At 46.3% G+C, this 21,577-nt stretch carries 22 protein-coding genes; 8 read left to right on the top strand and 14 right to left on the bottom strand.

Translation table 11 applies throughout. From position 1 onward, the window contains the following. The first annotated feature begins 7 nt into the window (after positions 1-7). The gene (gene mntP, locus M988_RS08910; protein WP_008813638.1) at positions 8-580 is read left to right on the top strand and encodes a manganese efflux pump MntP; all 573 of its coding nucleotides are present in this window, start codon (positions 8-10) and stop codon (positions 578-580) included. A gap of 51 nt (positions 581-631) precedes the next feature. Here the strand turns inward: mntP and rlmA are convergent, their stop codons facing one another. Then, positions 632-1,444: a 23S rRNA (guanine(745)-N(1))-methyltransferase gene (gene rlmA / locus M988_RS08905; RefSeq protein WP_064573745.1), complete on the bottom strand. Its 813-nt coding sequence runs from the start codon at positions 1,442-1,444 to the stop codon at positions 632-634. Positions 1,445-1,614: 170 nt separating this feature from the next. Between rlmA and M988_RS08900 the strand changes: the two genes are divergently transcribed. After that, positions 1,615-2,322 carry a purine nucleoside phosphorylase YfiH/LACC1 family protein gene (locus tag M988_RS08900; RefSeq protein ID WP_064573743.1) on the top strand — a complete coding sequence of 236 codons (708 nt, stop codon included), beginning with the start codon at positions 1,615-1,617 and terminating at the stop codon, positions 2,320-2,322. Between the two features lie 68 nt (positions 2,323-2,390). On the opposite strand, the gene cspE is transcribed toward M988_RS08900, so the two are convergent. Together cspE and M988_RS22365 are read right to left on the bottom strand one after the other, a co-directional pair. After that, positions 2,391-2,600, bottom strand: a complete 210-nt coding sequence (gene cspE / locus M988_RS08895) for a transcription antiterminator/RNA stability regulator CspE (protein ID WP_004094893.1) — start codon at positions 2,598-2,600, stop codon at positions 2,391-2,393. A 41-nt stretch (positions 2,601-2,641) separates the two neighbouring features. Then, positions 2,642-2,758, bottom strand: a complete 117-nt coding sequence (locus M988_RS22365; RefSeq protein ID WP_071603098.1) for a DUF2627 domain-containing protein — start codon at positions 2,756-2,758, stop codon at positions 2,642-2,644. Between the two features lie 753 nt (positions 2,759-3,511). On the opposite strand from M988_RS22365, the gene pagP reads away from it, so the two are divergent. Next, a complete protein-coding gene (pagP, locus tag M988_RS08890; protein ID WP_008813641.1) occupies positions 3,512-4,117 on the top strand; it encodes a lipid IV(A) palmitoyltransferase PagP in 606 nt (201 codons plus the stop codon). Between the two features lie 70 nt (positions 4,118-4,187). Here the strand turns inward: pagP and cysB are convergent, their stop codons facing one another. Together cysB and topA are read right to left on the bottom strand one after the other, a co-directional pair. Next, positions 4,188-5,162, bottom strand: a complete 975-nt coding sequence (gene cysB, locus M988_RS08885) for an HTH-type transcriptional regulator CysB (protein ID WP_004094881.1) — start codon at positions 5,160-5,162, stop codon at positions 4,188-4,190. 431 nt (positions 5,163-5,593) lie between these two features. Then, entirely contained in the window at positions 5,594-8,191 is a 2,598-nt protein-coding gene (topA, locus tag M988_RS08880; protein ID WP_008813642.1) for a type I DNA topoisomerase, read from the bottom strand. Positions 8,192-8,626: 435 nt separating this feature from the next. Here topA and M988_RS08875 point away from each other — a divergent pair, with 435 nt between their 5' ends. Continuing rightward, positions 8,627-8,878 (top strand): YciN family protein, encoded by a 252-nt coding sequence (locus M988_RS08875; protein WP_004094879.1) that lies wholly within the window; start codon positions 8,627-8,629, stop codon positions 8,876-8,878. A 79-nt stretch (positions 8,879-8,957) separates the two neighbouring features. On the opposite strand, the gene sohB is transcribed toward M988_RS08875, so the two are convergent. After that, a complete protein-coding gene (sohB, locus tag M988_RS08870) occupies positions 8,958-10,004 on the bottom strand; it encodes a protease SohB (protein ID WP_064573738.1) in 1,047 nt (348 codons plus the stop codon). A 287-nt stretch (positions 10,005-10,291) separates the two neighbouring features. On the opposite strand from sohB, the gene M988_RS08865 reads away from it, so the two are divergent. Then, the gene (locus tag M988_RS08865; protein ID WP_064573736.1) at positions 10,292-11,053 is read left to right on the top strand and encodes a YciK family oxidoreductase; all 762 of its coding nucleotides are present in this window, start codon (positions 10,292-10,294) and stop codon (positions 11,051-11,053) included. A gap of 69 nt (positions 11,054-11,122) precedes the next feature. Beyond that, positions 11,123-11,713: a cob(I)yrinic acid a,c-diamide adenosyltransferase gene (gene cobO, locus M988_RS08860; RefSeq protein WP_064573734.1), complete on the top strand. Its 591-nt coding sequence runs from the start codon at positions 11,123-11,125 to the stop codon at positions 11,711-11,713. A 53-nt stretch (positions 11,714-11,766) separates the two neighbouring features. Here the strand turns inward: cobO and M988_RS08855 are convergent, their stop codons facing one another. From M988_RS08855 to M988_RS22815, 4 genes are all read right to left on the bottom strand, one after another. Beyond that, on the bottom strand, positions 11,767-12,369 hold the full coding sequence (locus tag M988_RS08855) for an adenosylcobalamin/alpha-ribazole phosphatase (protein WP_039186537.1): 603 nt from the start codon (positions 12,367-12,369) through the stop codon (positions 11,767-11,769). Between the two features lie 36 nt (positions 12,370-12,405). Further along, a complete protein-coding gene (gene cobS / locus M988_RS08850; RefSeq protein ID WP_061059996.1) occupies positions 12,406-13,143 on the bottom strand; it encodes an adenosylcobinamide-GDP ribazoletransferase in 738 nt (245 codons plus the stop codon). A gap of 160 nt (positions 13,144-13,303) precedes the next feature. Continuing rightward, a complete protein-coding gene (rluB, locus tag M988_RS08845; protein ID WP_008813648.1) occupies positions 13,304-14,257 on the bottom strand; it encodes a 23S rRNA pseudouridine(2605) synthase RluB in 954 nt (317 codons plus the stop codon). Positions 14,258-14,417: 160 nt separating this feature from the next. Further along, the gene (locus M988_RS22815; protein WP_156518165.1) at positions 14,418-14,561 is read right to left on the bottom strand and encodes a hypothetical protein; all 144 of its coding nucleotides are present in this window, start codon (positions 14,559-14,561) and stop codon (positions 14,418-14,420) included. A 379-nt stretch (positions 14,562-14,940) separates the two neighbouring features. Between M988_RS22815 and M988_RS08840 the strand changes: the two genes are divergently transcribed. Continuing rightward, the gene (locus M988_RS08840; RefSeq protein ID WP_064573817.1) at positions 14,941-18,195 is read left to right on the top strand and encodes an autotransporter outer membrane beta-barrel domain-containing protein; all 3,255 of its coding nucleotides are present in this window, start codon (positions 14,941-14,943) and stop codon (positions 18,193-18,195) included. Positions 18,196-18,254: 59 nt separating this feature from the next. Here M988_RS08840 and M988_RS22680 read toward each other — a convergent pair whose 3' ends face one another. Then, a complete protein-coding gene (locus tag M988_RS22680) occupies positions 18,255-18,686 on the bottom strand; it encodes a hypothetical protein (protein ID WP_020303725.1) in 432 nt (143 codons plus the stop codon). A 276-nt stretch (positions 18,687-18,962) separates the two neighbouring features. After that, positions 18,963-19,793, bottom strand: a complete 831-nt coding sequence (gene cho / locus M988_RS08830; protein ID WP_102961612.1) for an excinuclease Cho — start codon at positions 19,791-19,793, stop codon at positions 18,963-18,965. A 399-nt stretch (positions 19,794-20,192) separates the two neighbouring features. On the opposite strand from cho, the gene M988_RS08825 reads away from it, so the two are divergent. Continuing rightward, positions 20,193-20,495: a hypothetical protein gene (locus tag M988_RS08825; protein ID WP_008813651.1), complete on the top strand. Its 303-nt coding sequence runs from the start codon at positions 20,193-20,195 to the stop codon at positions 20,493-20,495. Positions 20,496-20,722: 227 nt separating this feature from the next. Here M988_RS08825 and M988_RS08820 read toward each other — a convergent pair whose 3' ends face one another. Both M988_RS08820 and M988_RS23290 read right to left on the bottom strand, forming a co-directional pair. Further along, entirely contained in the window at positions 20,723-21,190 is a 468-nt protein-coding gene (locus M988_RS08820) for a DUF6392 family protein (protein ID WP_064573730.1), read from the bottom strand. Between the two features lie 165 nt (positions 21,191-21,355). Continuing rightward, positions 21,356-21,577, bottom strand: a 222-nt coding sequence (locus M988_RS23290; protein ID WP_346211149.1) for an S-type pyocin domain-containing protein, incomplete at its 5' end; no start/stop codon positions are given.

The following is a 21,577-nucleotide window of genomic DNA, read 5'->3' as shown; positions in this document are numbered from 1 at the left end:
CATTGTCATGAATTTATCTGCAACCGTTATCCTCGCTTTTGGCATGTCCATGGACGCTTTTGCTGCGTCAATTGGTAAAGGTGCCGCCCTGCATAAACCTCGTTTCCGTGAAGCAATCCGCACAGGCCTAATCTTTGGCGTTGTTGAAGCCATTACACCGTTGATTGGCTGGGGCATCGGTTTGCTCGCAAGCCAATTCATTATGGAATGGGATCATTGGGTCGCTTTCGCCCTGCTCTTTGTGCTGGGTAGTCGCATGGTTTATGAAGGATGGAAAGGTAATCAGGACGAAGGCGCTGAGCCCGTTAGACGCCATGGTTTTTGGCTATTGGTAACGACAGCGATTGCCACCAGTTTGGATGCCATGGCGATTGGCGTTGGTCTTGCTTTCTTACAGGTCAATATTTTGCATACTGCCATGGCCATTGGTTTAGCCACCATGATTATGGCGACGCTCGGTATGATGATTGGCCGATTTATTGGGCCGCTGCTCGGGAAACGCGCTGAGATTTTAGGTGGTGTAGTACTGATCGGGATTGGCTTCACCATCCTGTACGAGCATATTGGTCCGTTTTTCTGATTATCTGATGTGTAAGCCCGCGATATGCGGGCTTTTTTATCAGTTTACCATCTAGAGACGCTGATATACCCGAATCGCAAAATCGGTTTCGCAATCAAACTCAGCGCAGTTTTTCAACCTAGCAGAGACATCAGGTGTTGCTCTCCATGCAAAGGGAGTCATCTGCAACAGATTCGCCGCTTGTTCACCCGGTAATTGCATGGTGTAGGACAGTTGCCGATCGTCTATCAGCGTAAACCCCGCAAACTCTTCCACGTTTTCCGCATGCAATTGCACACTGTCATAAACCTGCGCTTTCAACTGGTATAAATGACGCGGCGCAGGTGACACTGTCACTAATATCCCCTCTGGTGCAATCACCCGAGCCAGCTCTTCCGCCTTACATGGCGCATATATGCGAACAACGGCGTCCATTGATGCGTCGGCATACGGCAGTCGATGACTTGAGGCTACGCAGAAAGACACCGTTGGATAGCGCTTAGCCGCGTAGCGAATTGCCACCTTCGCGATATCCAGTCCGTATACGTCTATATTTCGCTGATTAAACTGCTTAGCAACTTCAGCGGTGTAATACCCCTCTCCGCATCCAATATCAAGGATACGATGCGTCTGAGCGGGCATATGAGCATCAAGAGCAGCACATACGGCATTGCGCAAAGGCTGATAGTAATTTTGATCAAGAAACGCGCGTCGTGCCTGCATCATTTCCGCGCTATCACCAGGCTGCTTGGAATGCTTGAACTGAACGGGCATCAAATTCACATATCCCTCTTTCGCACAATCAAACTGGTGATTATTGGCACAACGCCATTGATGATCGTTTTTTTCCAGCGACTGCTGGCAAAGAGGACACTGATAAGGCATTAGATTTCCCGAGTACGGACGTTAAAGCGCAACAGTCTAAATAACGCTAGTCTGGGATGCAACCAAGTCAGCCGTTGTTATCTAGAGTAATTGCCTCAACGCCTCTTTCCTCTACTGCGATTTATCCCTAAGCTGAAAGCACAGTATTTACCCATGTGTTAAGGACACCTATGGAGAATCCACGGTTAGAGGACATCGCTGCCATCCGATATGGGTTTGGGCATAAAACAGCGCTGATGCCAAGCGCTCTGGCACCGTTTCGCGCTTCAATGCCAGAGAAAAAACAGGTGCACGGCATTCGAGTCGTGGACGTTGACACTCCAGCTCAACACTGCGGAGAGTGCGATGCGCTTTATACGCGAGAGCCCAACATATTGCTGACGATTCTTACCGCAGACTGCTTGCCTGTGATTTTCAGCCACAAAGATGGCTCCGCCATCGCCGTTGCTCATGCGGGCTGGCGTGGGCTATTAGACGGCGTTTTAGAGCAGGTTGCGGCGCGTATTGCGCAAGACGACGACGTGGCAAACTGGGTTGCAGCAATCGGTCCCAGCGCGGGCACGTGCTGCTATGAGGTAGACGAGCCTTTGGTGGAACGATTCCAGCAGGAATTACCTTATGACCCCTCGCTGATTTCACCCCGCTTTCGCCATTTAGACCTGGTGTCTATTGCGCAAGCCAAACTGAACGGGCTTGGATTCGCGAACGTTGAGAATCAATCTGAGTGCACGATCTGTACGCCTGAGAATCAACCTGAAGCGAAAAACTATTTCCGTTACACCAGTTTTCGCCGTAACGCGCACCGCAGAGAAAAAGAACCTGAACATCCGGGGATTAAGGGGCGCAATCAATACTCGGGACTGATCATCTTGCCCTAATCGTATTTTGTGAGATTTTAGACATAAAAAAACCCGCATAAAGCGGGTTTTTAACAGCTGACGCTGCCTTAGATTGCAGTTACGTTAACTGCAGATGGGCCTTTCTGGCCATCTTGGATTTCAAACTCAACGTGCTGACCTTCAGCCAGAGTTTTGAAACCGTTACCCTGGATTGCAGAGAAGTGTACGAACACGTCTTTGCTACCGTCAGCCGGGGTGATGAAACCGAAACCTTTAGCTTCGTTGAACCACTTTACTTGACCTTTGATCTTAGCCATCTTGAGTATTTCCTTTGGATTGTTTAAACCGCCCTAGGGCGTTAGATAGACAAACTAGAGTCGTTACTGCTTGAGGCACTAAGATAAGAATCGGCAGAGAAGTGGTAGTCAACGCTATGGTCTTTACTCAGAACTTCTTTACTGAAAATGCCACACATATACAGAACTGTACCTCGTTTTACCCAGATGCGTTATCACACACTACGTATTCAATGGCAAGCCATTTTTATCCAGTGAACGACACGTCGCACAGAAATAAAACGGTCGGCGGAAAACTAAGCTAATTTGTGCCAAAAAGAGTTGCCACTCGCAGAATTTTCTGCTGCATGAAAACGCTTATTTGTGCACCGATTTATGCCGTTCTCCATCTCCTCCGTCACTACCTTTTTACGCTATTCTGACAGAGGAGTCACCTGTTCTAACGATGAAAATAACTAATAATAAGTACTTAAATGGAATATGTTTCGCATAATGTGAAGACGGACAACTTGCCACCTCCGCAAAATCAGAATTTGCTAAAAAATTGTTACATTTTTGCCTGTATCACTCGATTGATATAATCTTTTATCTCTCAATTCAGCCTATTTGACTTCTTACTTCACGTCTTCGAAGCGATAAGAAGAATTAGTTAACTTGCTAACATCCTGTAGTCAAAGTTTTTTCTTTACAACGCAGCAGATAATACCATTAAGCTACCAAAAGTCGCTTGTGTCTGTGAGAGCCTCATTCCTCTTTTATCGCTATTAGGGAAATTCTGTAATTTAATATCGTTTATCGTTCATTCAATAAAATGTGCAATCTTATGATATAATTTTTAAACAATTATAAAATCACGCTATAGCGTGAACTTCTTATCGGGCCTCTCTGTACAGATTTATCCAAGTCAATAACTGATGTCGCTGAGAATAATAATGAATCTAGTAAAATCAGGCCGTTCTTATATCGGTTGTCTATCTCTATTGGCATCCTTTGCCGTTTTGGCTCAGGAACCATCGACAACAAATAAAACACAGGCCTCCCCCGCACCATCATCGCAAAGCAAAGGTTTTTGGGGGACATTCACCGACCAAGTAAAGCAAACTTGGGATGCAGACAACTACGAGCTTTACGTGCCTCTTAATACTTGGCATAACCGCGCCATGTATGACAAAGAGAAAACAGATAAATACAACGAACGTCCATGGGGCGCGGGCTTTGGCGTCTATCGTTACGATGAAAATGACAACTGGCATTCTCTCTATGCCATGGCATTTAAAGATTCTCATAACAAAATAGAGCCCATTGTAGGTTACGGATTTGAGTGGATGTGGATACCAGGCGATCGTGATGGTTGGCGTTTCGGTGCGGGCTACACCGCAAGTATTACCGCCCGTGATGATTATTCCTATATTCCGATACCAATTGTCTTGCCTTTGGTTTCCATTGAATACAACCGTTTCTCTGTGCAAACGACATATATCCCTGGAACCTACAATAACGGGAATGTTTTATTCACATGGATGCGTTGGCAATTCTAATTAAGAATTTTCTTTAAATAAGACTCCATTAAAAAAGGAGCCTTTGGCTCCTTCTCTCATCAGAAAACACTTACTTTATCGGCAGCTTGATATCTTTAAACATCGCTTCAATCTCTTCATTAGAGCGCAGCGCTACTGCTGTATCTACAACATCTCGAGTGAGATGTGGCGCAAAGCGCTGAATGAAATCATACATATAGCTGCGCAAGAAAGTACTACGGCGGAATCCAATCTTCGTCGTGCTATAGGTAAAGATATCGCTGGTATCAACGGTCACTAAATCGGGATCCTGCACAGGATCGACAGCCATATTCGCAATGACCCCAACACCTAAACCTAAGCGCACGTAGGTTTTAATCACATCCGCATCGGTAGCAGTGAAAACAATCTTAGGCGTCAAACCCGCACGATTAAATGCGGTATCCAATTCAGAACGACCTGTAAAACCAAATGTATAAGTAACTATCGGGTATTCTGCCAGCTCTTCGATAGTAATCGAGGTTTTCCCTGCTAACGGATGATCGGGCTTCACAACGACCGCACGATTCCAGTGATAGCAAGGCAGCATGATCAAATCATCATAAAGATGCAGCGCTTCTGTCGCGATAGCGAAATCGGCATTCCCCTTGGAAACCGCTTCAGCAATCTGCGTTGGCGAGCCTTGATGCATATGCAGAGAAACGCGCGGATAACGCTCTATGAATCCTTTAATCACCGGCGGTAATGCATAGCGTGCCTGTGTGTGCGTCGTCGCCACATACAGTGAACCTTTATCAGGGTAGGTATGTTCACCCGCTACAGCTTTAATTGCATCCACTTTGGACAGTACTTCACGAGCAATACGGATAATCTCCTGCCCCGCAGGAGTAACCTGAGTCAGATGCTTTCCGCTACGAGAAAAAATCTGGATGCCCAGTTCATCTTCCAACATACGGACTTGCTTACTGATGCCTGGCTGGGAGGTGTATAGCCCTTCTGCTGTCGAAGACACATTCAGATTGTGGTTCACAACTTCCACAATGTAACGAAGCTGCTGCAATTTCATGGTTAATTACCATCCTAGGTTAAAACTTGACGCGATGGCAGTCTGGATAGGGGCACCCTTGGCAAATAGGCCAACACTTCAGCCAAGGGCTTTCTGTGCCGATTTAAACCCGTTTTACCCTACATTGACCGCAAGGTTAATAACTCAACAATCATTTAAATTGCTTTTATATAACCACTATATCATTTTGCGTCGATCTGTATAGGTCTGGTAACAAGATCATAACGAATTATTTATGGAATCTATTAAAATCGACTTACATTCAGCTCCCTCCCCATTCGCAGGATAGAGCAACAGGCATGCGATCAAAAAGTGAATACTTATTCATTTATTAGCGATCTATTTTGCGCCATTTTGAGTATTTTTGCATAAAAAAACCGGTCAGCATTCTGACCGGTTTTGATGTGATTTCAATGAAAAAAATCGACAGCTTATTTCTTAGTTTCGACCCATTTTCCGTCAACAAAAAATGCAGTCCAGCCCGTCGCCTTTCCATCTTTCTCTGAAGAGACATATTGCTGTTTTGTCTTACGACTGAAACGCACCATTGTCTTATTACCTTCAGGATCTTTTTGCGGTGCATCTGCAAGATAGCTTAACTTTTCAGGCAAGCGATCTTTAAAACGGGCCAATTCTTCCACCAATGGCGCACGAGTTTCACGTGATTTAGGGAAAGTATTCGCCGCTAAGAACACGCCAGCAGCCCCATCTCGCAAAACAAAGTAAGCGTCAGACTTTTCACACGGAAGTTCAGGTAAAGGAACCGGATCTTCCTTCGGTGGTGCAACGTCGCCGTTACGCAAGATTTTACGGGTGTTCTTGCACTCGTCATTGGTACAAGCCATGTACTTACCAAAACGCCCCATCTTCAGGTGCATCTCAGAACCACATTTTTCACACTCCACGATCGGACCGTCATAGCCCTTGATGCGGAACTCGCCCTCTTCAATCTCGTAGCCGTCGCAGGCCGGATTGTTACCACAGACATGCAGCTTACGCTGGTTGTCAATGAGGTAGCTATCCATCGCCGTGCCGCACTTCGCACAGCGACGCTTAGCACGTAGTGCGTTGGTCTCGGCATCATCGCCTTCCAACACGTTCAGTACTTCAGCCTCAGGAACGAGATTAATGGTGGTCTTGCAGCGCTCTTTCGGCGGCAGCGCATAGCCGGAACAGCCGAGGAACACACCGGTACTTGCCGTGCGAATCCCCATCTGGCGTCCACAGGTCGGACAAGCAATACTGGTCAGAACCATTTGATTCGGGCGCATACCGCCGTCTTCGGGATCTTTTTCAGCCACGGAAAGCTGCTTGCTAAAATCTTGGAAGAAACCGTCTAGCACGTTTTTCCAATCTTCTTTCGCATTCGCGACCTGATCCAGTCCATCTTCCATATGAGCGGTGAAATCGTAGTTCATCAACTCGCGGAAGTTCTCTTCCAAACGATCGGTGACGATCTCCCCCATTTTTTCAGCATAGAAACGACGGTTATCAACACGCACGTAGCCACGATCCTGAATGGTTGAAATAATCGCCGCATAGGTTGATGGACGTCCAATGCCACGCTTCTCCAACTCTTTAACCAAAGACGCTTCGCTAAAACGCGCTGGCGGCTTGGTAAAATGTTGGCTTGGCAGCAGTTGTTGCAGCGTTAAATCACTGCCAACTTCCACGAACGGCAGCGTGCGATCTTCATCACCTTTACGCAACTGCGGAAGAACTTTAGTCCAACCATCAAAGCGCAAAGTACGCCCTTTTGCCTTCAGCGTATAATCACCCGCTTTCACTGAAATCGTGGTGGAATCATATTTTGCAGGCGTCATCTGGCAAGAAACAAACTGGCGCCAAATCAGCTGATACAACTTCTGCGCATCAGCTTCCATATCTTTTAACTGCTCAGACAGCACGTTCACATCCGACGGACGAATGGCTTCATGCGCTTCCTGAGAGTTGTCTTTGCTTGCGTAGGTATTCGGCTCTTTCGGCATATACTTCTCGCCGAAATTTTCCCCGATATACTCGCGAACCATGTTCACTGCATCCTGACTCAGATTTGTCGAGTCGGTACGCATATAGGTGATATGACCCGCTTCATACAGACGCTGAGCCATCATCATGGTTTTCTTCACACCGAAGCCCAGACGCGTACTGGCAGCCTGCTGCAACGTAGAAGTGATAAACGGTGCAGAAGGCTTGCTGCTGGTCGGTTTATCTTCACGATCCAATACCGTATAACGCGCTTTTTCCAGTGCCTTGACTGCTGTTTGAGTCTGCTCACCGTTGACCGGTTTGAATGGCTTATCGTTGTGATGAGTCACCTGCATCTGCAAGGCAACTGCATTCTTATCGTTCAAGTCAGCACGCAGTTCCCAATACTCTTCAGGAACAAACGCTTTGATTTCACGTTCACGATCGACCACTAAACGAACCGCGACAGACTGCACTCGCCCTGCAGACAAGCCACGTGCGATTTTCTTCCACAGCAGTGGAGAAACCATGTAGCCAACAACACGGTCCATAAAGCGACGCGCCTGCTGTGCATTAACGCGGTCGATATTCAGCTCGCCCGGCTTATTAAATGCCTGTTGGATCGCGTTCTTAGTGATTTCGTTAAATACCACGCGGCTATAGCGACTTTCGTCACCGCCAATCACCTCACGCAAATGCCACGCGATAGCTTCCCCTTCGCGGTCAAGGTCGGTTGCGAGATAGATATGGTCGGCTTTTTCCGCCAATGTTTTTAACTCAGCAACAACCTTTTCTTTACCTGGAAGTATTTCGTAGTGCGCTTTCCATCCGTGATAAGGATCAACGCCCATACGATTAACCAGCGCTTCGCGCTCATTTTTTTTAACTTTAGGCTTCGCTTTATTTTCGGCGGAGGCTGCGCCCTTTTTACTGGCTGAACCACTAGTCGGCAAATCGCGGATATGACCAACGCTGGATTTAACCACGTAGTCGTTACCCAGATACTTATTTATCGTTTTGGCTTTTGCCGGGGACTCAACTATTACGAGAGCTTTACCCATAATTACCTTTACCTGAATGAATCCTTCTGTCTCCAGAAGCCTTTGTTCGCCGTTACCGTAGCGATTGATAAAATTCTTTTTTATATTGCGGCAGACCGCGCTGAGATCAAGCCATTTTTTCAAAAATCGCGCTTAACTGCTCAACACCGCTGCAATTTGCATCCCTTAAAGTAGGATGAGCAATTTCGCAACCCTCTGACATGCGGAACTTTTATTCAACATAACGATAATTCGCTCCGCCAAAGGCTAGAAAAGCCCTCACTCTACCCGATTGAGAACATCACGCAACTTAATTAGCACGGAATGGAGCTTTTTACCAATTATCAGCCAAAACAGAGATCAAAATGCGGTGATAGTTTGCGATACCCCTCATGTCCGCAGTACTATATTAGGCAGGTTTATTAATAGACAACGTCATTTGTTGGAGAACGAAAAATGTTCGGTGAAACAACCCCAATCAAACGTGAAGCTCTACTGGCTGAAGCAAACCAAATCATTAAAGAGCACGAAGATTATATGCAGGGTATGGAAGCGACCGAAGTCGAGCAAAAAGGCGACGTGTTAGTATTCCGCGGTGAGTTTTTCTTAGATGAGGATGGAATTCCAACTCGCAAAACAACGGCCGTGTTTAATATGTTTAAACATCTCGCGCACGTATTATCAGAAAAATATCATTTAGAAGATTAATTAATCATTCAGGATATTTTTCCAAAAAAATGCCCCATATAAAGGGGCATTTTCATTTCTTGATTTATCGCATTGAAAATCAAATATCGTGGCGTTGACTACGCTGCCACCAGCGGAGCATAAGGCGGTCGGCACTCTCTGCTGCGCTATTGGTAAAGCGCTCCATCATCCGTTTGCGACGGGTATAACGCACCCCGATCACATCATGGTTTTCCATCTCAGCAATCAGCAAATCATCACTGGTACCAACGGAATCCACCAAACCTTTATCTTTGGCTTGGATGCCATACCAGTGCTCGCCGGTAGCTACCGAATCAATATCCAGAGAAGGACGCTGTTGGCTAACAAATGATTTAAATAACGCGTGTGTTTCATTCAACTCTTCGCGGAATTTCTCCCGACCCTGCTCGGTATTTTCGCCTAAGAGCGTGAGCGTTCGCTTAAATTCGCCAGCGGTATGCAGTTCTACATCGATATCATTTTTCTTCAGCCAGCGATTGAAGTTTGGGATTTGTGCCACAACGCCAATTGATCCAATGATGGCAAAAGGCGCAGCCACGATGCGATCGGCAACGCACGCCATCATATAGCCACCGCTGGCCGCGACTTTGTCTACGGCAACGGTCAGTCTAACTCCAGCTTGACGCAGACGCTGTAGTTGGGATGCCGCTAAACCATAGCCATGCACGACACCGCCGGGGCTTTCAAGACGCAATAATACTTCATCGCCCTGTTTAGCCACCGCAAGGACTGCGCTAATCTCTTCGCGCAAAGCACTCACTTCATGAGCATCCATGCTGCCTTTGAAATCGAGCACATAAAGGCAAGGCTTTTCTTTAGCCGCAATCCCCTGCTTAGCTTCTGCCTTACGCTGTTTGGCTTTTTCTTTATCCTGCTTTTTCTGCAACTTGTACCATGCTTTCAGCGAGCTATCGTCCATCCGCGCCTCCTGCATGCTACGCTGCATATCGCGATACTGCTCACCCAAGTCTGTTAGCTGCAACTCACCGCGGCTCGCTCCCTTTTTATGTCGCAGGCTGACAAACAACACTATCAGCGCACCGATTGCGATCACAAAGGTCATCACCTTCGCCAAAAATAGGCCATACAAGGATAACCATTCCACATTCACCGCCTTGTTTGAGTACTAAAACTAAACCATCCGCACTGCCGACCGTGATGAGAGATAAATTCTCTTAAGCCGCAATACGCTTTTTCAGTATGTAACATACTGGCAGGTACGCCATTTTCAAGTACCTTAAACGTAAACACCCTGTAAATTCAGCACGTAATGCTTGCTCTAGGAACAATACCATTGACCATACGCCTTGCAATAGTCCAAGATCGTCGCAGATTCGTTACAGTATATAAACAATTTATACCCCAATATGGCGCGGAGTGAGGAATTACAATATGCACTATCAGCCCCAGCCTAAACTCTTACATAATCGTATTATTCTCGTTACCGGCGCAGGTGATGGGATTGGCCGAGAGGCGGCGCTCACCTATGCCCGTCATGGGGCTCAACTCATCTTATTAGGCAGGACGTTAAGTAAGCTGCAGGCAGTTAAGCAGGAGATCCACCAGCTCGGTTTAGCGCCTGCCGCCACCGTGGAGTTTGATCTATTAACGGCCGCGCCCGCAGATTATCAAAAACTTGCTGATGAGCTCGCTGCGGCTTATCCGCACCTAGATGGCGTACTCAATAACGCCGGTCTGCTAGGCACCATCAACCCGCTGGCAGAACAAGATTACCAAGAGTTCTGCGATGTGATGCAGGTCAATGTTAATGCCTCACTCCTGCTAACTCAGGCCGTGTTGCCTCTGCTGTTGAAATCGCCGTCAGCCTCACTGATTTTCACTAGCTCAAGCGTTGGCAGAACCGGACGCGCGGGATGGGGGGCTTATGCTATTTCAAAATTTGCTACCGAAGGCATGATGCAGGTTTTGGCCGACGAATATAAAAATACCCATCTACGGGTAAACTGCATTAATCCAGGCGGTACGCGAACCAGTATGCGCGCTTCGGCGTTCCCAGATGAAGAACCACAAAAGTTAAAAACGCCTGCAGATATTATGCCGCTCTATCTCTATCTCATGGGCGATGATAGCCGCCGCAAAACCGGTATGAGTTTTGATGCCCAGCCGGGGCGAAAACCGGGGCCTGCCGAATAACCTATTCGCCGCACCCTTTTTGACTACAAAACCGCAGCATTGCCATACATTAGTGGGTTAGGAGATAACATGTCTGAAGATCGTCACCAGCAGCGACAACAGCGTATTAAAGAAAAAGTGGATGCCCGCATTGCCGCCGCACAAGAAACTCGCGGTATCGTGATTATTTTCACCGGCAACGGCAAAGGCAAAAGCACGGCGGCGTTTGGCACCGTGGCACGTGCGGTAGGACACGGACATCGCGCTGGCGTTATTCAGTTTATTAAAGGCACATGGGAAAACGGCGAACGTAATTTACTGGAACCTCACGGCGTTGAGTTTCAAGTGATGGCTACCGGTTTTACTTGGGAAACGCAAAACAAAGAAACTGATACCGCGGCTGCTGTGGCTGTATGGGAGCATGGGAAGCGAATGCTCAAGGATGAAACACTAGATTTGGTAGTCATGGATGAACTGACCTATATGGTCAGCTACGGTTATATCGAGCTAGAAGAGGTGCTGACAGCGTTGCAGCAGCGTCCTGCGCATCAATCCGTGATTATTACCGGCAGAGGCTGCCACCGCGAGCTGGAAGCGCTTGCCGATACGGTCAGCGAAGTCCGTCCGGTAAAACACGCGTTTGAGTCTGGAATAAAAGCACAGAAAGGAATCGACTGGTAAACCGGTTGAAAGAGGTCGTCATGTGCGGCCTCCTTTTTGTATCTATTGGCTATTTAACTCGACGCCTTTCCACTATTGTTTAAACAATAAATCACGCTAAAACCATCGCGGTAGTCAATACGACTATGGCATCCCTGTTCAATACGAAAATGCCACATTGCGCGCGCTTCAAGTTGCAGCAACTGAGTACAGATCAGCGACAACACGCCTTGATGCGCGACGATCAGCACCCGCTGTTTTGCATGTCGTTGCTGAATTTCCGCCAGCGCATGGCGTACGCGCGCCGAGAAATCGCGAAACCCCTCACCTCCCGGTGGAACGGTTCGTTGCCAGTCGGCACACCATGCTGCATAGTTTTCTGCGTCTTTTTCCTGCAACTCTCGATGGTGGCGCAGTTCCCACTCACCAAATGCCATCTCGTCAAGACCGGCATGCGGTACGAACTCAGCCTCGGCGCCGAGGATATGGCGCGCAGTTTGCTGAGTACGTCGTAAACGACTGGTATAGACGGCATCAAATGACAGTGAAGCCAGCTGAGCCTCAACGGCTTTAGCCTGTTGTTCGCCCAACGAGGTTAGAGCAAGATCGCTACTACCGCAGTAAACTCCATCAAGATTAGCCTGAGTCTGACCATGACGTACCAGATATAGCTCCATCCCTGCTCCTTAGACCCAGTTTAACCCCAGCAATATTCAGATAACGGCGAACAAGAATACTAAGCCAAATAGCTCATTGCCTGCACCGAGAGTATCACCCGTTTGTCCACCAATGCGCTTATTGATAAAGCCACGATAGAGTAAGGCAAACAAATAGGTGATGATCGCCGCTAGTCCGCCGTGCCAGTTGGCAAACCCGAGCGTCATCAGTAAACCAATAGCCAACGCAATAACATAGTGTTGCCCACCAATTTTACCGATATACAGATTTCCCATACCATTTTCGCGCGCATACTTCTGCTGATACATTAACACCGGCAATAAGGCGCGGCTCAGCGCCGGAGCAGCCACCAGCAAGGTATAGACGTTATGCCCCGTTTGCGTGAGCTGATAGATAATCAATATACGAGCCACAATGACAAAGATTAGCGCCAACGCGCCATTTGAACCAATGCGGCTATCGCGCATGATCTCAAGGATGCGTTCACGTGGGCGCGCAGAGAAAATTCCGTCGCAGGTATCCGCTAAACCGTCGAGATGAAAGGCACCAGTCACCAGCGTCGTCGCCAACACCGCCGCTACCGCCGCCAGTAAAGGGCCATAGACCGGTAAAATCACAGCAAAGGCCAGCGCACTCAGCAGCCCTACGATCAGCCCCACAAATGGGAAATACACCACGCCCTTGGCGTAGTCATTCATGTCTAGATTATCTGTCCAGCGAGCGGGGACGGGGATGCGGGTCATAAACTGCAATGTGGCGAGAAATAGTTTCATTGTTGCAAGTCAGTCCATGTAGTCGAAAGCAAAACCGTGAGTATTAACTCTCTGATTGTCATCTATATTAATACCAGTCTCTAGACAGATGCCAGATATAAAAAAACCGCAGCGAATCAACGCTGCGGTTTCGATGACATCAAATGACTAAACGATATAGTTAGCCGCGCTTAGCGCCCCTGTTTGACGTGCCTTTATTGGCAGCAGAACCTCGGGTTGAAGAAGTTCCTTTATTAGCAGAACCAGAACGGCGGTTAGGTGCAGCCGCTGCTGCGCTCCCGCCTTGACCATGGCGCTTGACTGCACGACGGATCTGGTTTGCTTTCATACGGCGACGCTCACGCTCGACCGGCAATTTACTCACCGTCTCGGCATCCAATTCAACCAATTCACGCAGATAGTTGATATCGTTTAGTGGCAATTCAGCCCAGCCGCCACGCGGCAAACCTTTAGGCAGAGGTAAATCACCATAACGTACGCGGATCAAACGGCTAACCTGAACGCCAACGGCTTCCCACAGACGACGAACTTCACGGTTACGCCCTTCTGTCAACGTCACGTTGTACCATTGGTTAATCCCTTCTCCACCTTGGAAACTGATGGTTTTAAATGACGCGGGACCGTCTTCCAACTGTACGCCACGGCTCAGTTGGCGAATTTTCTCATCGTCAACCTGACCAAAAACACGAACCGCATATTCGCGTTCAACTTCACGGCTTGGGTGCATCAAACGGTTTGCCAATTCACCATCGGTGGTGAACAGCAATAAACCTGACGTATTGATATCCAAACGGCCTACCGCGATCCAGCGAGAACCGCGCAGCTTCGGCAGACGATCAAACACCGTTGGACGACCTTCTGGATCGCGACGGGTACACAATTCGCCTTCTGGCTTGTAATAAGCCAAAACGCGGCAAACAGATTCGGTGGATTCACGGATAGAAACAACGCGTCCGTCGACACGAATTTTCATCGCCGGAGTAACCTCAACACGGTCACCAAGCGTTGCTAATTTACCATCAACGCTGACACGGCCTTCTTTGATCATGGCTTCGATTTCGCGGCGTGAACCATGACCCGCATTAGCAAGAACTTTCTGTAACTTTTCGCTCATTGAGCAACCTCTAATGTCGCCTTCACAGGCGTCGTGGGGTATTGTGGATGTATCTGAAATTCAAAAAGTTAATTGAATTTTAACGCGGCATTATACACGAAAACCTCAGAATGTCCGAGCTCTATACTTTTTTATCCTGCCGAAAACGGAATAAATGAGCCTATTTTTCCAGCGCTAAACGTTTTCCTCCAATGCCTTGGCATTGCGCTTCCTTTGGCAAGCAGTCTGGCGGGTCCTCCAACGCCTCATCGGCCAACTCCCCCAATGCATCCCGAAAACTCGCTGACAGCGGAATTAATACCACAGTACTTAATCATTAAAAAATGTATCACTAAAAAATGCTCTTAGATAACTTTCAAATTATTGTTTACAGCTCGTGTGCTAATCATCTCTAGGATCGTTAACCAAATAAAATCTATTTTTATTGCTGATAACAAATACCACTCTCAATAAGCATACTCTCGTTTAATAACTCTATAGAGTTATTAAACTCATTATCTATCGACGTTCAAATAATTTAGGATGATCCTTAGGAACATTCCGTATTCTTTGCTCATTATTTAAATTAGACTTGATGCGAGATACAACCATTCACAAAGGACTGTGCTACGATAATGTATAACAAATGCTTATTCTATATTGGCTCCGCCGTCATACTCTTCTCTGCTACGAGTAAAACTTCAATGGCTGCGAACGCAGTCTACTACAATGATTCAAGCACCCTATCTTCAGGTACGTGGAGCGGTAAAAATAATGGTAACATTATTGGCGGCGGCGATGGCAATAGTGGACACTTAAACCTATCAGGTACTTCAGAATATAGCGATATCTCAGCCGTCGGCTTTGATGGTGCAATAGGCACTTTAACTATTAACGAGTCATCAAAAAGCACAGGAAACATTAATTTATTTAAAGTAGGCAGTGCGACAGCATCCGAGCTCTCTTCTAACACCGATGGTACATTAAACATAGTAGGCCCGAGCACTGGAAACATTAATTTTCTGGGTCTACGCATCGGCGATACATCCGTTTATGATAGATATACTGTACGTGATAAGAGTGTTACTGGGGCGGTCAACATATTAGACGGTGCAACCGTCAATATTGGTGCAACATCTCAATCATCATGGGATGCATCAAATAACGTCATGTGGATCGGCAGCGGAAATGCAGCTAACACGGGTATACTTAATATATCAGGTGAAGGTAGTAGCCTATCTTTAATTAATAAGAAAATTGAAGAGTCATCTTATTACGATGATTCCATGGTTAATGGCGATGCCTATTTAGGCTACTTAGGTCATGCTGTAGTAAATGTAACTAACGGTGGTACTTTCACCGCGGGCAGAATTGTTGCGTCTTTCTTACGGAAAAGCGACATTGCCGATAACCTGGCAAAACTCTCCACAACAGACATCACGGTTAATGGCAAGAATAGTAAGATTGTGGTTCAGAGCCTGATGGCTTTAGCATCAAATGTCGGAGGCCGAATTTATGATATCGACTTTTCTGATTCTCTGCAGGGCGTCGGTAAGGCAACTCTTACCGTTGAAGATGGCGGAGAAGTCAACTTCGAAGGAAAATCATATATAGCTGATGACGGCTATGAAGTTGCGACGTCAGGGTTATTTCTCGCTAGCGATCAAAAATCTGACGCGACGGTTAATTTAAACCACGGCGGGACAATATCGATATCTAACAGCGTGCTTTCATCAGAAGAGGATGGGATCATAGCTGGGCTTGGAAAATATGCTTTCAACCTCAACGGCGGAACCCTACGGGTAAATAGCTGCAAATATTGCGACAATCAGCTAACGACCTCTGTTGATATGAACGTTTTATCAGTCTCATTTTTGGAGGCTGATGAAAACAAGTCTATGTCATTAAAAGGTAATTTAATTGGTGCTGGTGGCATTGTAAAAAATGGTACGGGTACTGTCATCTTGTCCGGTAAAAATAATTACCTTGGTGGGACACGTGTTGAAGCTGGAGAACTGCGCTCAGAAAATGATGATGCCTTTGTTAATAATACGGCATATATCATAAACGGCGGCATGCTCAACCAAAACTCACATGACCTCGTCATGTCTTCACTTTCCGGTGCTGGAGGCATCGCCAATGTAACGGATGCCAGCTTAATTATTAATCAGAATAATAATAGCTATTTTGCTGGAGAGTTTACCGGCTCGGGAACCATTGAAAAAATAGGAAATGCGCAGCTAGCCCTTAGCGGAGACAGCAGCAAATTTTCGGGCATTACGACTGTATCTGCAGGGAACTTAGACTCAACGAAGGCTTTAGGCGGGCATATCATCGTCAAAAAAGATGCTCTACTCTCTGCTACAGGGCTGTTGGGAGCCACTGACGTTCTTTCAGGAGCAAATCTGATAGTCGGCAGTCTGTATCAGGGAAATTCCCCTAAAATATCTGCACTTACGATAGACGGTTCAATCAAGAACACAGGCAATGTCTTCATCGGCGGTTTAGATAATAATCGTCAGTCAATGGTTGGCAATAGGTTAATAGTGAATGGTGATTATCACGGTGGTGGTTCACTGTATTTCAACACGGTTCTCGGTGACGATAACTCGCAGACAGATCACTTATCTATCGCTGGTGACACCAATGGCAATACAACGGTTTATGTGAAAAACGTTGGGGGAAATGGCGACTATACACAAAAAGGCATTGAGCTCATTAATGTCCTTGGCGAATCAAATGGTAATTTTGTTCAAGGAAGTCGAATTGTTGCTGGCAGTTATGATTACTTCTTACAAAGAGGTAATCACGGTAATGGTACTGATGAGAAAAGCTGGTATCTCACTAATTTCAAACCCGCCCCTATCCCTGAGCCAAAACCAGATCCCGAACCTATTCCAGATCCAGAACCCGTTCCAGATCCTAAGCCTACCCCAGAGCCTGAGCCAAACCCTCAGCCTAGGCCTAAACCAACTGTTAGGCCAGAAGCTGGCGGGTACGCTCATAATATCGCCGCAGCCAATTCCCTATTTATTCTCCGGCTGCATGATCGCCTAGGCGAGACCTACTATACCGACGTTTTCACCGGCGAACAGAAAGTCACAAGCATGTGGATGCGTCATGCCGCAGGACATACTCAATCGAGAGATTCAAGCGGCCAATTGCAAACACAAGCCAATCGCTATGTTATGCAATTAGGTGGCGATATTGCGCAATGGAGCAGAGACGAAAGTGACCGCTGGCATCTGGGGCTTATGGCTGGATATGGAAATAGCCATAATAATACTCGCTCGTCGGTTACCAACTATCGAGCTGATAGCTCTATCAGCGGTTATTCTCTCGGTGCCTATGGTACTTGGCAGCAGGATGAGGGAGAGAATACAGGCGCTTATGTCGATACTTGGGTTTTATACAACTGGTTTAATAATAAGGTAAAAGGCCAAGATCTCTCTGGAGAATCTTACCAATCCAAAGGATGGACGGCATCTGTTGAGACAGGATACACCTATAAACTCAACGAATTTACAGGTAGCCACGGTTCACTTAATTCTTGGTTTATTCAACCACAAGCTCAAATTGTTTGGATGGGGGTCACCGCCGACTCTCACACAGAGTCTAACGGAACACCTGTCTCAAGTTATGGGGATGGCAACCTTCTAACTCGCCTTGGTATTCGCTCATTTATGAAAGGTCATCATAAAATGGATGATAACAAAGGAAATGAGTTTGAACCATTCATTGAGGTCAACTGGCTACACAATACCAAAAGTTTCGGCACTAAAATGGGCGATACAAAGATTGAACAAACAGGAACGAAAAATATTGGTGAAATAAAAGTGGGTGTTGAGAGCCAGATAAAAACCTCACTTAATCTGTGGGGGAATATCGCAGCTCAAGTCGGTGACCAAGGCTATAATGATAGCCTTTTCATGGTCGGTATAAAATATAACTTTAAGTAAAAAATCACTTCGCGCAGCCTCCTGTTATCGTTCAGGGGGCTGTGGTATTGCACTTATCATTACGATGGCTTCCCCACGCTGAGCGATTTTCGATACTTAATCAAATGATAAAGCAAGTAGACACATCCTAATGGGATAGCTGCGACCATAACGAGAAAAGCATATATTAAGCCGAAGTTCCTCGACCCTGTACCATGAATAATTTCGAAACTTTTTTTTGAAACGGAATGCCGCAACCCGTCGTCCGTCATTTTTTTTGCAAATGGATATAATGCTATTGTTATACCCATAATGACAATCGCAGTTCGATGCAACTCTGCATTATCACACAGGCTATAAATTATATAACCTAATGAAATAGAGCTAAGCGAAAGCTTGCCGATAAAATCCCAGCTTTTTACAAAAACTATAAGAGGATGAGGCTCTGGCTTGAGACTTTCATTTAATTTTCTAGACTTTTCTTTTAGGTAAAAACGCCCATTTTTGCTCATTTACGCCCTCTCCTTCTGAAATACAAAGAGTGTAATGGCTGATTTCTGATTATAGTTGTCTAGGCATATCCCACTGAGCTGAACCCACAACGCCGCAAACGTGCTGATCGGTAAACGCTGAGAAAGTAGCTCGGCTTGGCTGTTTCGTCTAGAGCATAACAAGGTTCTTTACCCCTACCTTTTGTAATGACGTGCTTGAGGATTTCATCGATTTTGAAATCCCGATGCACATATATTATCGCCTAATTAGGCTATCGGATCTCATTTAAACGTATCTCAATCCAATGCTATAACCTTAAATGCACCACTGAGTAAAGGTTTACATAATATCTTGTACCCGTCTCGATCGAAGCAGGCAGCTGTACTATGCATTGACTTAGCCTCTTGCAAGTTTTCAACTGAACCTAGATAAAACCAATTATTAATGATGTGATACTGAGTAAACCCATCACAGCTCTCCTCCACAGCAATTTTCCCGTCATAGGGCCAGCACTGGACTCGAATGCTTTCCATCGCTTGTTCCAACCGCAACTGATGTTCTTCTAGCGATTCCTTTCCACAACAAGCTCCAGCACACCGTTTGAGGCTATAACGAAAACAAGAGCGACCTTGAGCCAAACGCTCCAACCCTAAGACTCCGTAGCATAGACGTTGTTGATCGGCTACGGCTCTCAATGTCTCTAATGCTGATGATTTATTGGAAAATAAACCAAATAGCTGCGCTTTGTGGCTGAAGTGAGTATCTCCAGCATAAACGATCTCAACACCTCTGGGCTGCAGTGATAACGAGCAGAGTTGTTTAGCGTGTCTTAGTCTTTTATTGAACAGTGGCTTTTGCTCTTTTATCAACCTAGCCTCGGTGAGCAACGCTCCAAGCTCACCAGCCATTTCTATATGCTTAATATGGGTGGTTAAATGAAGCAATTTCGCCTCATTCTTATTTCTAAAATGCGACATGACTCGAGAGCGAATATTGACGCTTTTACCAATATAAAGAGGCATCGTCTTGCTTGTCCCGTGAAAAATATACACACCTGGTTTTGCTGGCAGTGCGGCTAGCTCTAGCTTCAGATGTTCTGGGTACTGATACATATCCTCATCCAGCATCGACACGGGTTGCTTCCTCTTGTCAGGCGATAATGAGTGAGCCATTCCAATAGATAGCTCATTAAACGTAGGATGATAGCCAACCGGCAGCTAAGTTTCTCAGCAGCGTTAAGAAATACATAATAATTTAGTGGTAAAACTCATACTTAACTTATCGATGCAGATTAATAGAAGCCCATACCATAAATACTGTGTATTAAAACAGGTATGATATCAGAAAAGCCTGTTCTGGTGCTGATTTGGTGAACGTTTTTCTGCTGTCAGGATTTGTCAGCCGCGTAAAGTAGGCTAAATGTGCTGGGGTTTTGAAAGAATTCTCTTTAGTCTCAATTTCATGAAACACCCAGCGGGTCGATGTACAGGGTAACCCCGTTAGCGAGTCATTAGGAGTCAATATCTATGTCAAACAATCATTCACAAACTCGCACCCAGCGTATGCGCAGCGCCTTACAAGGGCAGATGCAATACTGGAAAATGTATCTAGCATTGAAATCACGCCAGATGGGACTCTCCGGCAGAATGCGTCAGATGACGTTGATTATCTCCGCCGTGATGATGGTCGCCCTGCTGATGGCGGGATTTGTCTTATTCAACCTCGTGGTGCTGAGCGTTTCCTTAGTGGGTGCGTTAACATCACTTTTTCGCCCCCGCCAACGCCCAGGTCACCGCACTTTCACCCAGCAAAGCCCTAGGGTTATGTAACTGAGTAACATACTTCATGTAGCCTGAAGTTATATATCAGTGTTAACCGTTTGAAATTTGCGACTTTGATAATTCATAGTCGCTTTTTTCGATGTTTATTATGTGGATACAGAGAACGAGCATGCGAACTCGCGTTGCTATCGCGACCGCTGATTGCCAGTACAAAAATTTTTAGCTGGTGCTCAAGCCTTATCGCTTTATCGCTCCACTGGAGCACCAAAGTAAACCTACCAGCGTAATTCTGATGTTGGCATAAACGTTACCGACCTCACTCTATCCATTACGTCATAATTGACTTGCATACTGGTGGGAATAGCGCGGCCCTTAGCTTCATAAAGGTCTGTCCAGCCAAACGATCTTTTCATGACGACATAAGGAGGTGAGCTTCTTAATGGCTCGCCTATATTTTCATGCACCCATTGCCGCGACATGCTTTTTTGCAACGGAGTTGGTAGATCATTAGGAAACGTCCAATAAACTGCCGTTTCATGCTGCATTCTGAGCGTTATAGATTTTAGAATTCGCCCTTTTCGCCAGAAAGAAAGAAACACCCCTTCCTGAGCCATATCAAGGCTAATAGTTGGCGTACCAGAAGATCCCTTTGGCGGTGATTTATAAGGGATTAACTCATTCTCAAGCATATCTTGATAAGACTTCCCCAGACTATTTATCAGAGCATCAATATTTACAGTCATTTATACAGCCCCATTTCACTGTTCAGCTTGTGCATTTTCACTCTGGCCGCCTCTATCTGGCTCTACGTTGCGTCATTCTCTTTTAACGCCGGTTTAATAGCGTCAAGATTGCGATCCACTGCCGCCCGTAGGTTACGTGAATCAAGGTCGATTTGTGCCGGTTTATTACGCCCGCCATAGGTTTCGCTGAGTTTCTGGTGAACTTCTTTTGTATAGCTCTACCTCCAAAAACTCTACCGGTGGCGTACTCAGGTAGATATAAATCGGAGGCATATCCGTCCCGAGGAAAACAAGAATGTAATCCTCAAAATCCCCCTCAGTCGGCGCGGGATAACTCTCGATATCGCTTCCGACCTTCTCAGGGATCGGCTGTACCGTTATGGACGA

The sequence above is a fragment of the Hafnia paralvei ATCC 29927 genome (genome assembly GCF_001655005.1).
Taxonomy (GTDB): Bacteria; Pseudomonadota; Gammaproteobacteria; order Enterobacterales; family Enterobacteriaceae; genus Hafnia; species Hafnia paralvei.
The sequence above is the reverse complement of the archived record's forward strand: the minus strand, read 5'-3'. Positions and strand labels throughout refer to the sequence as shown.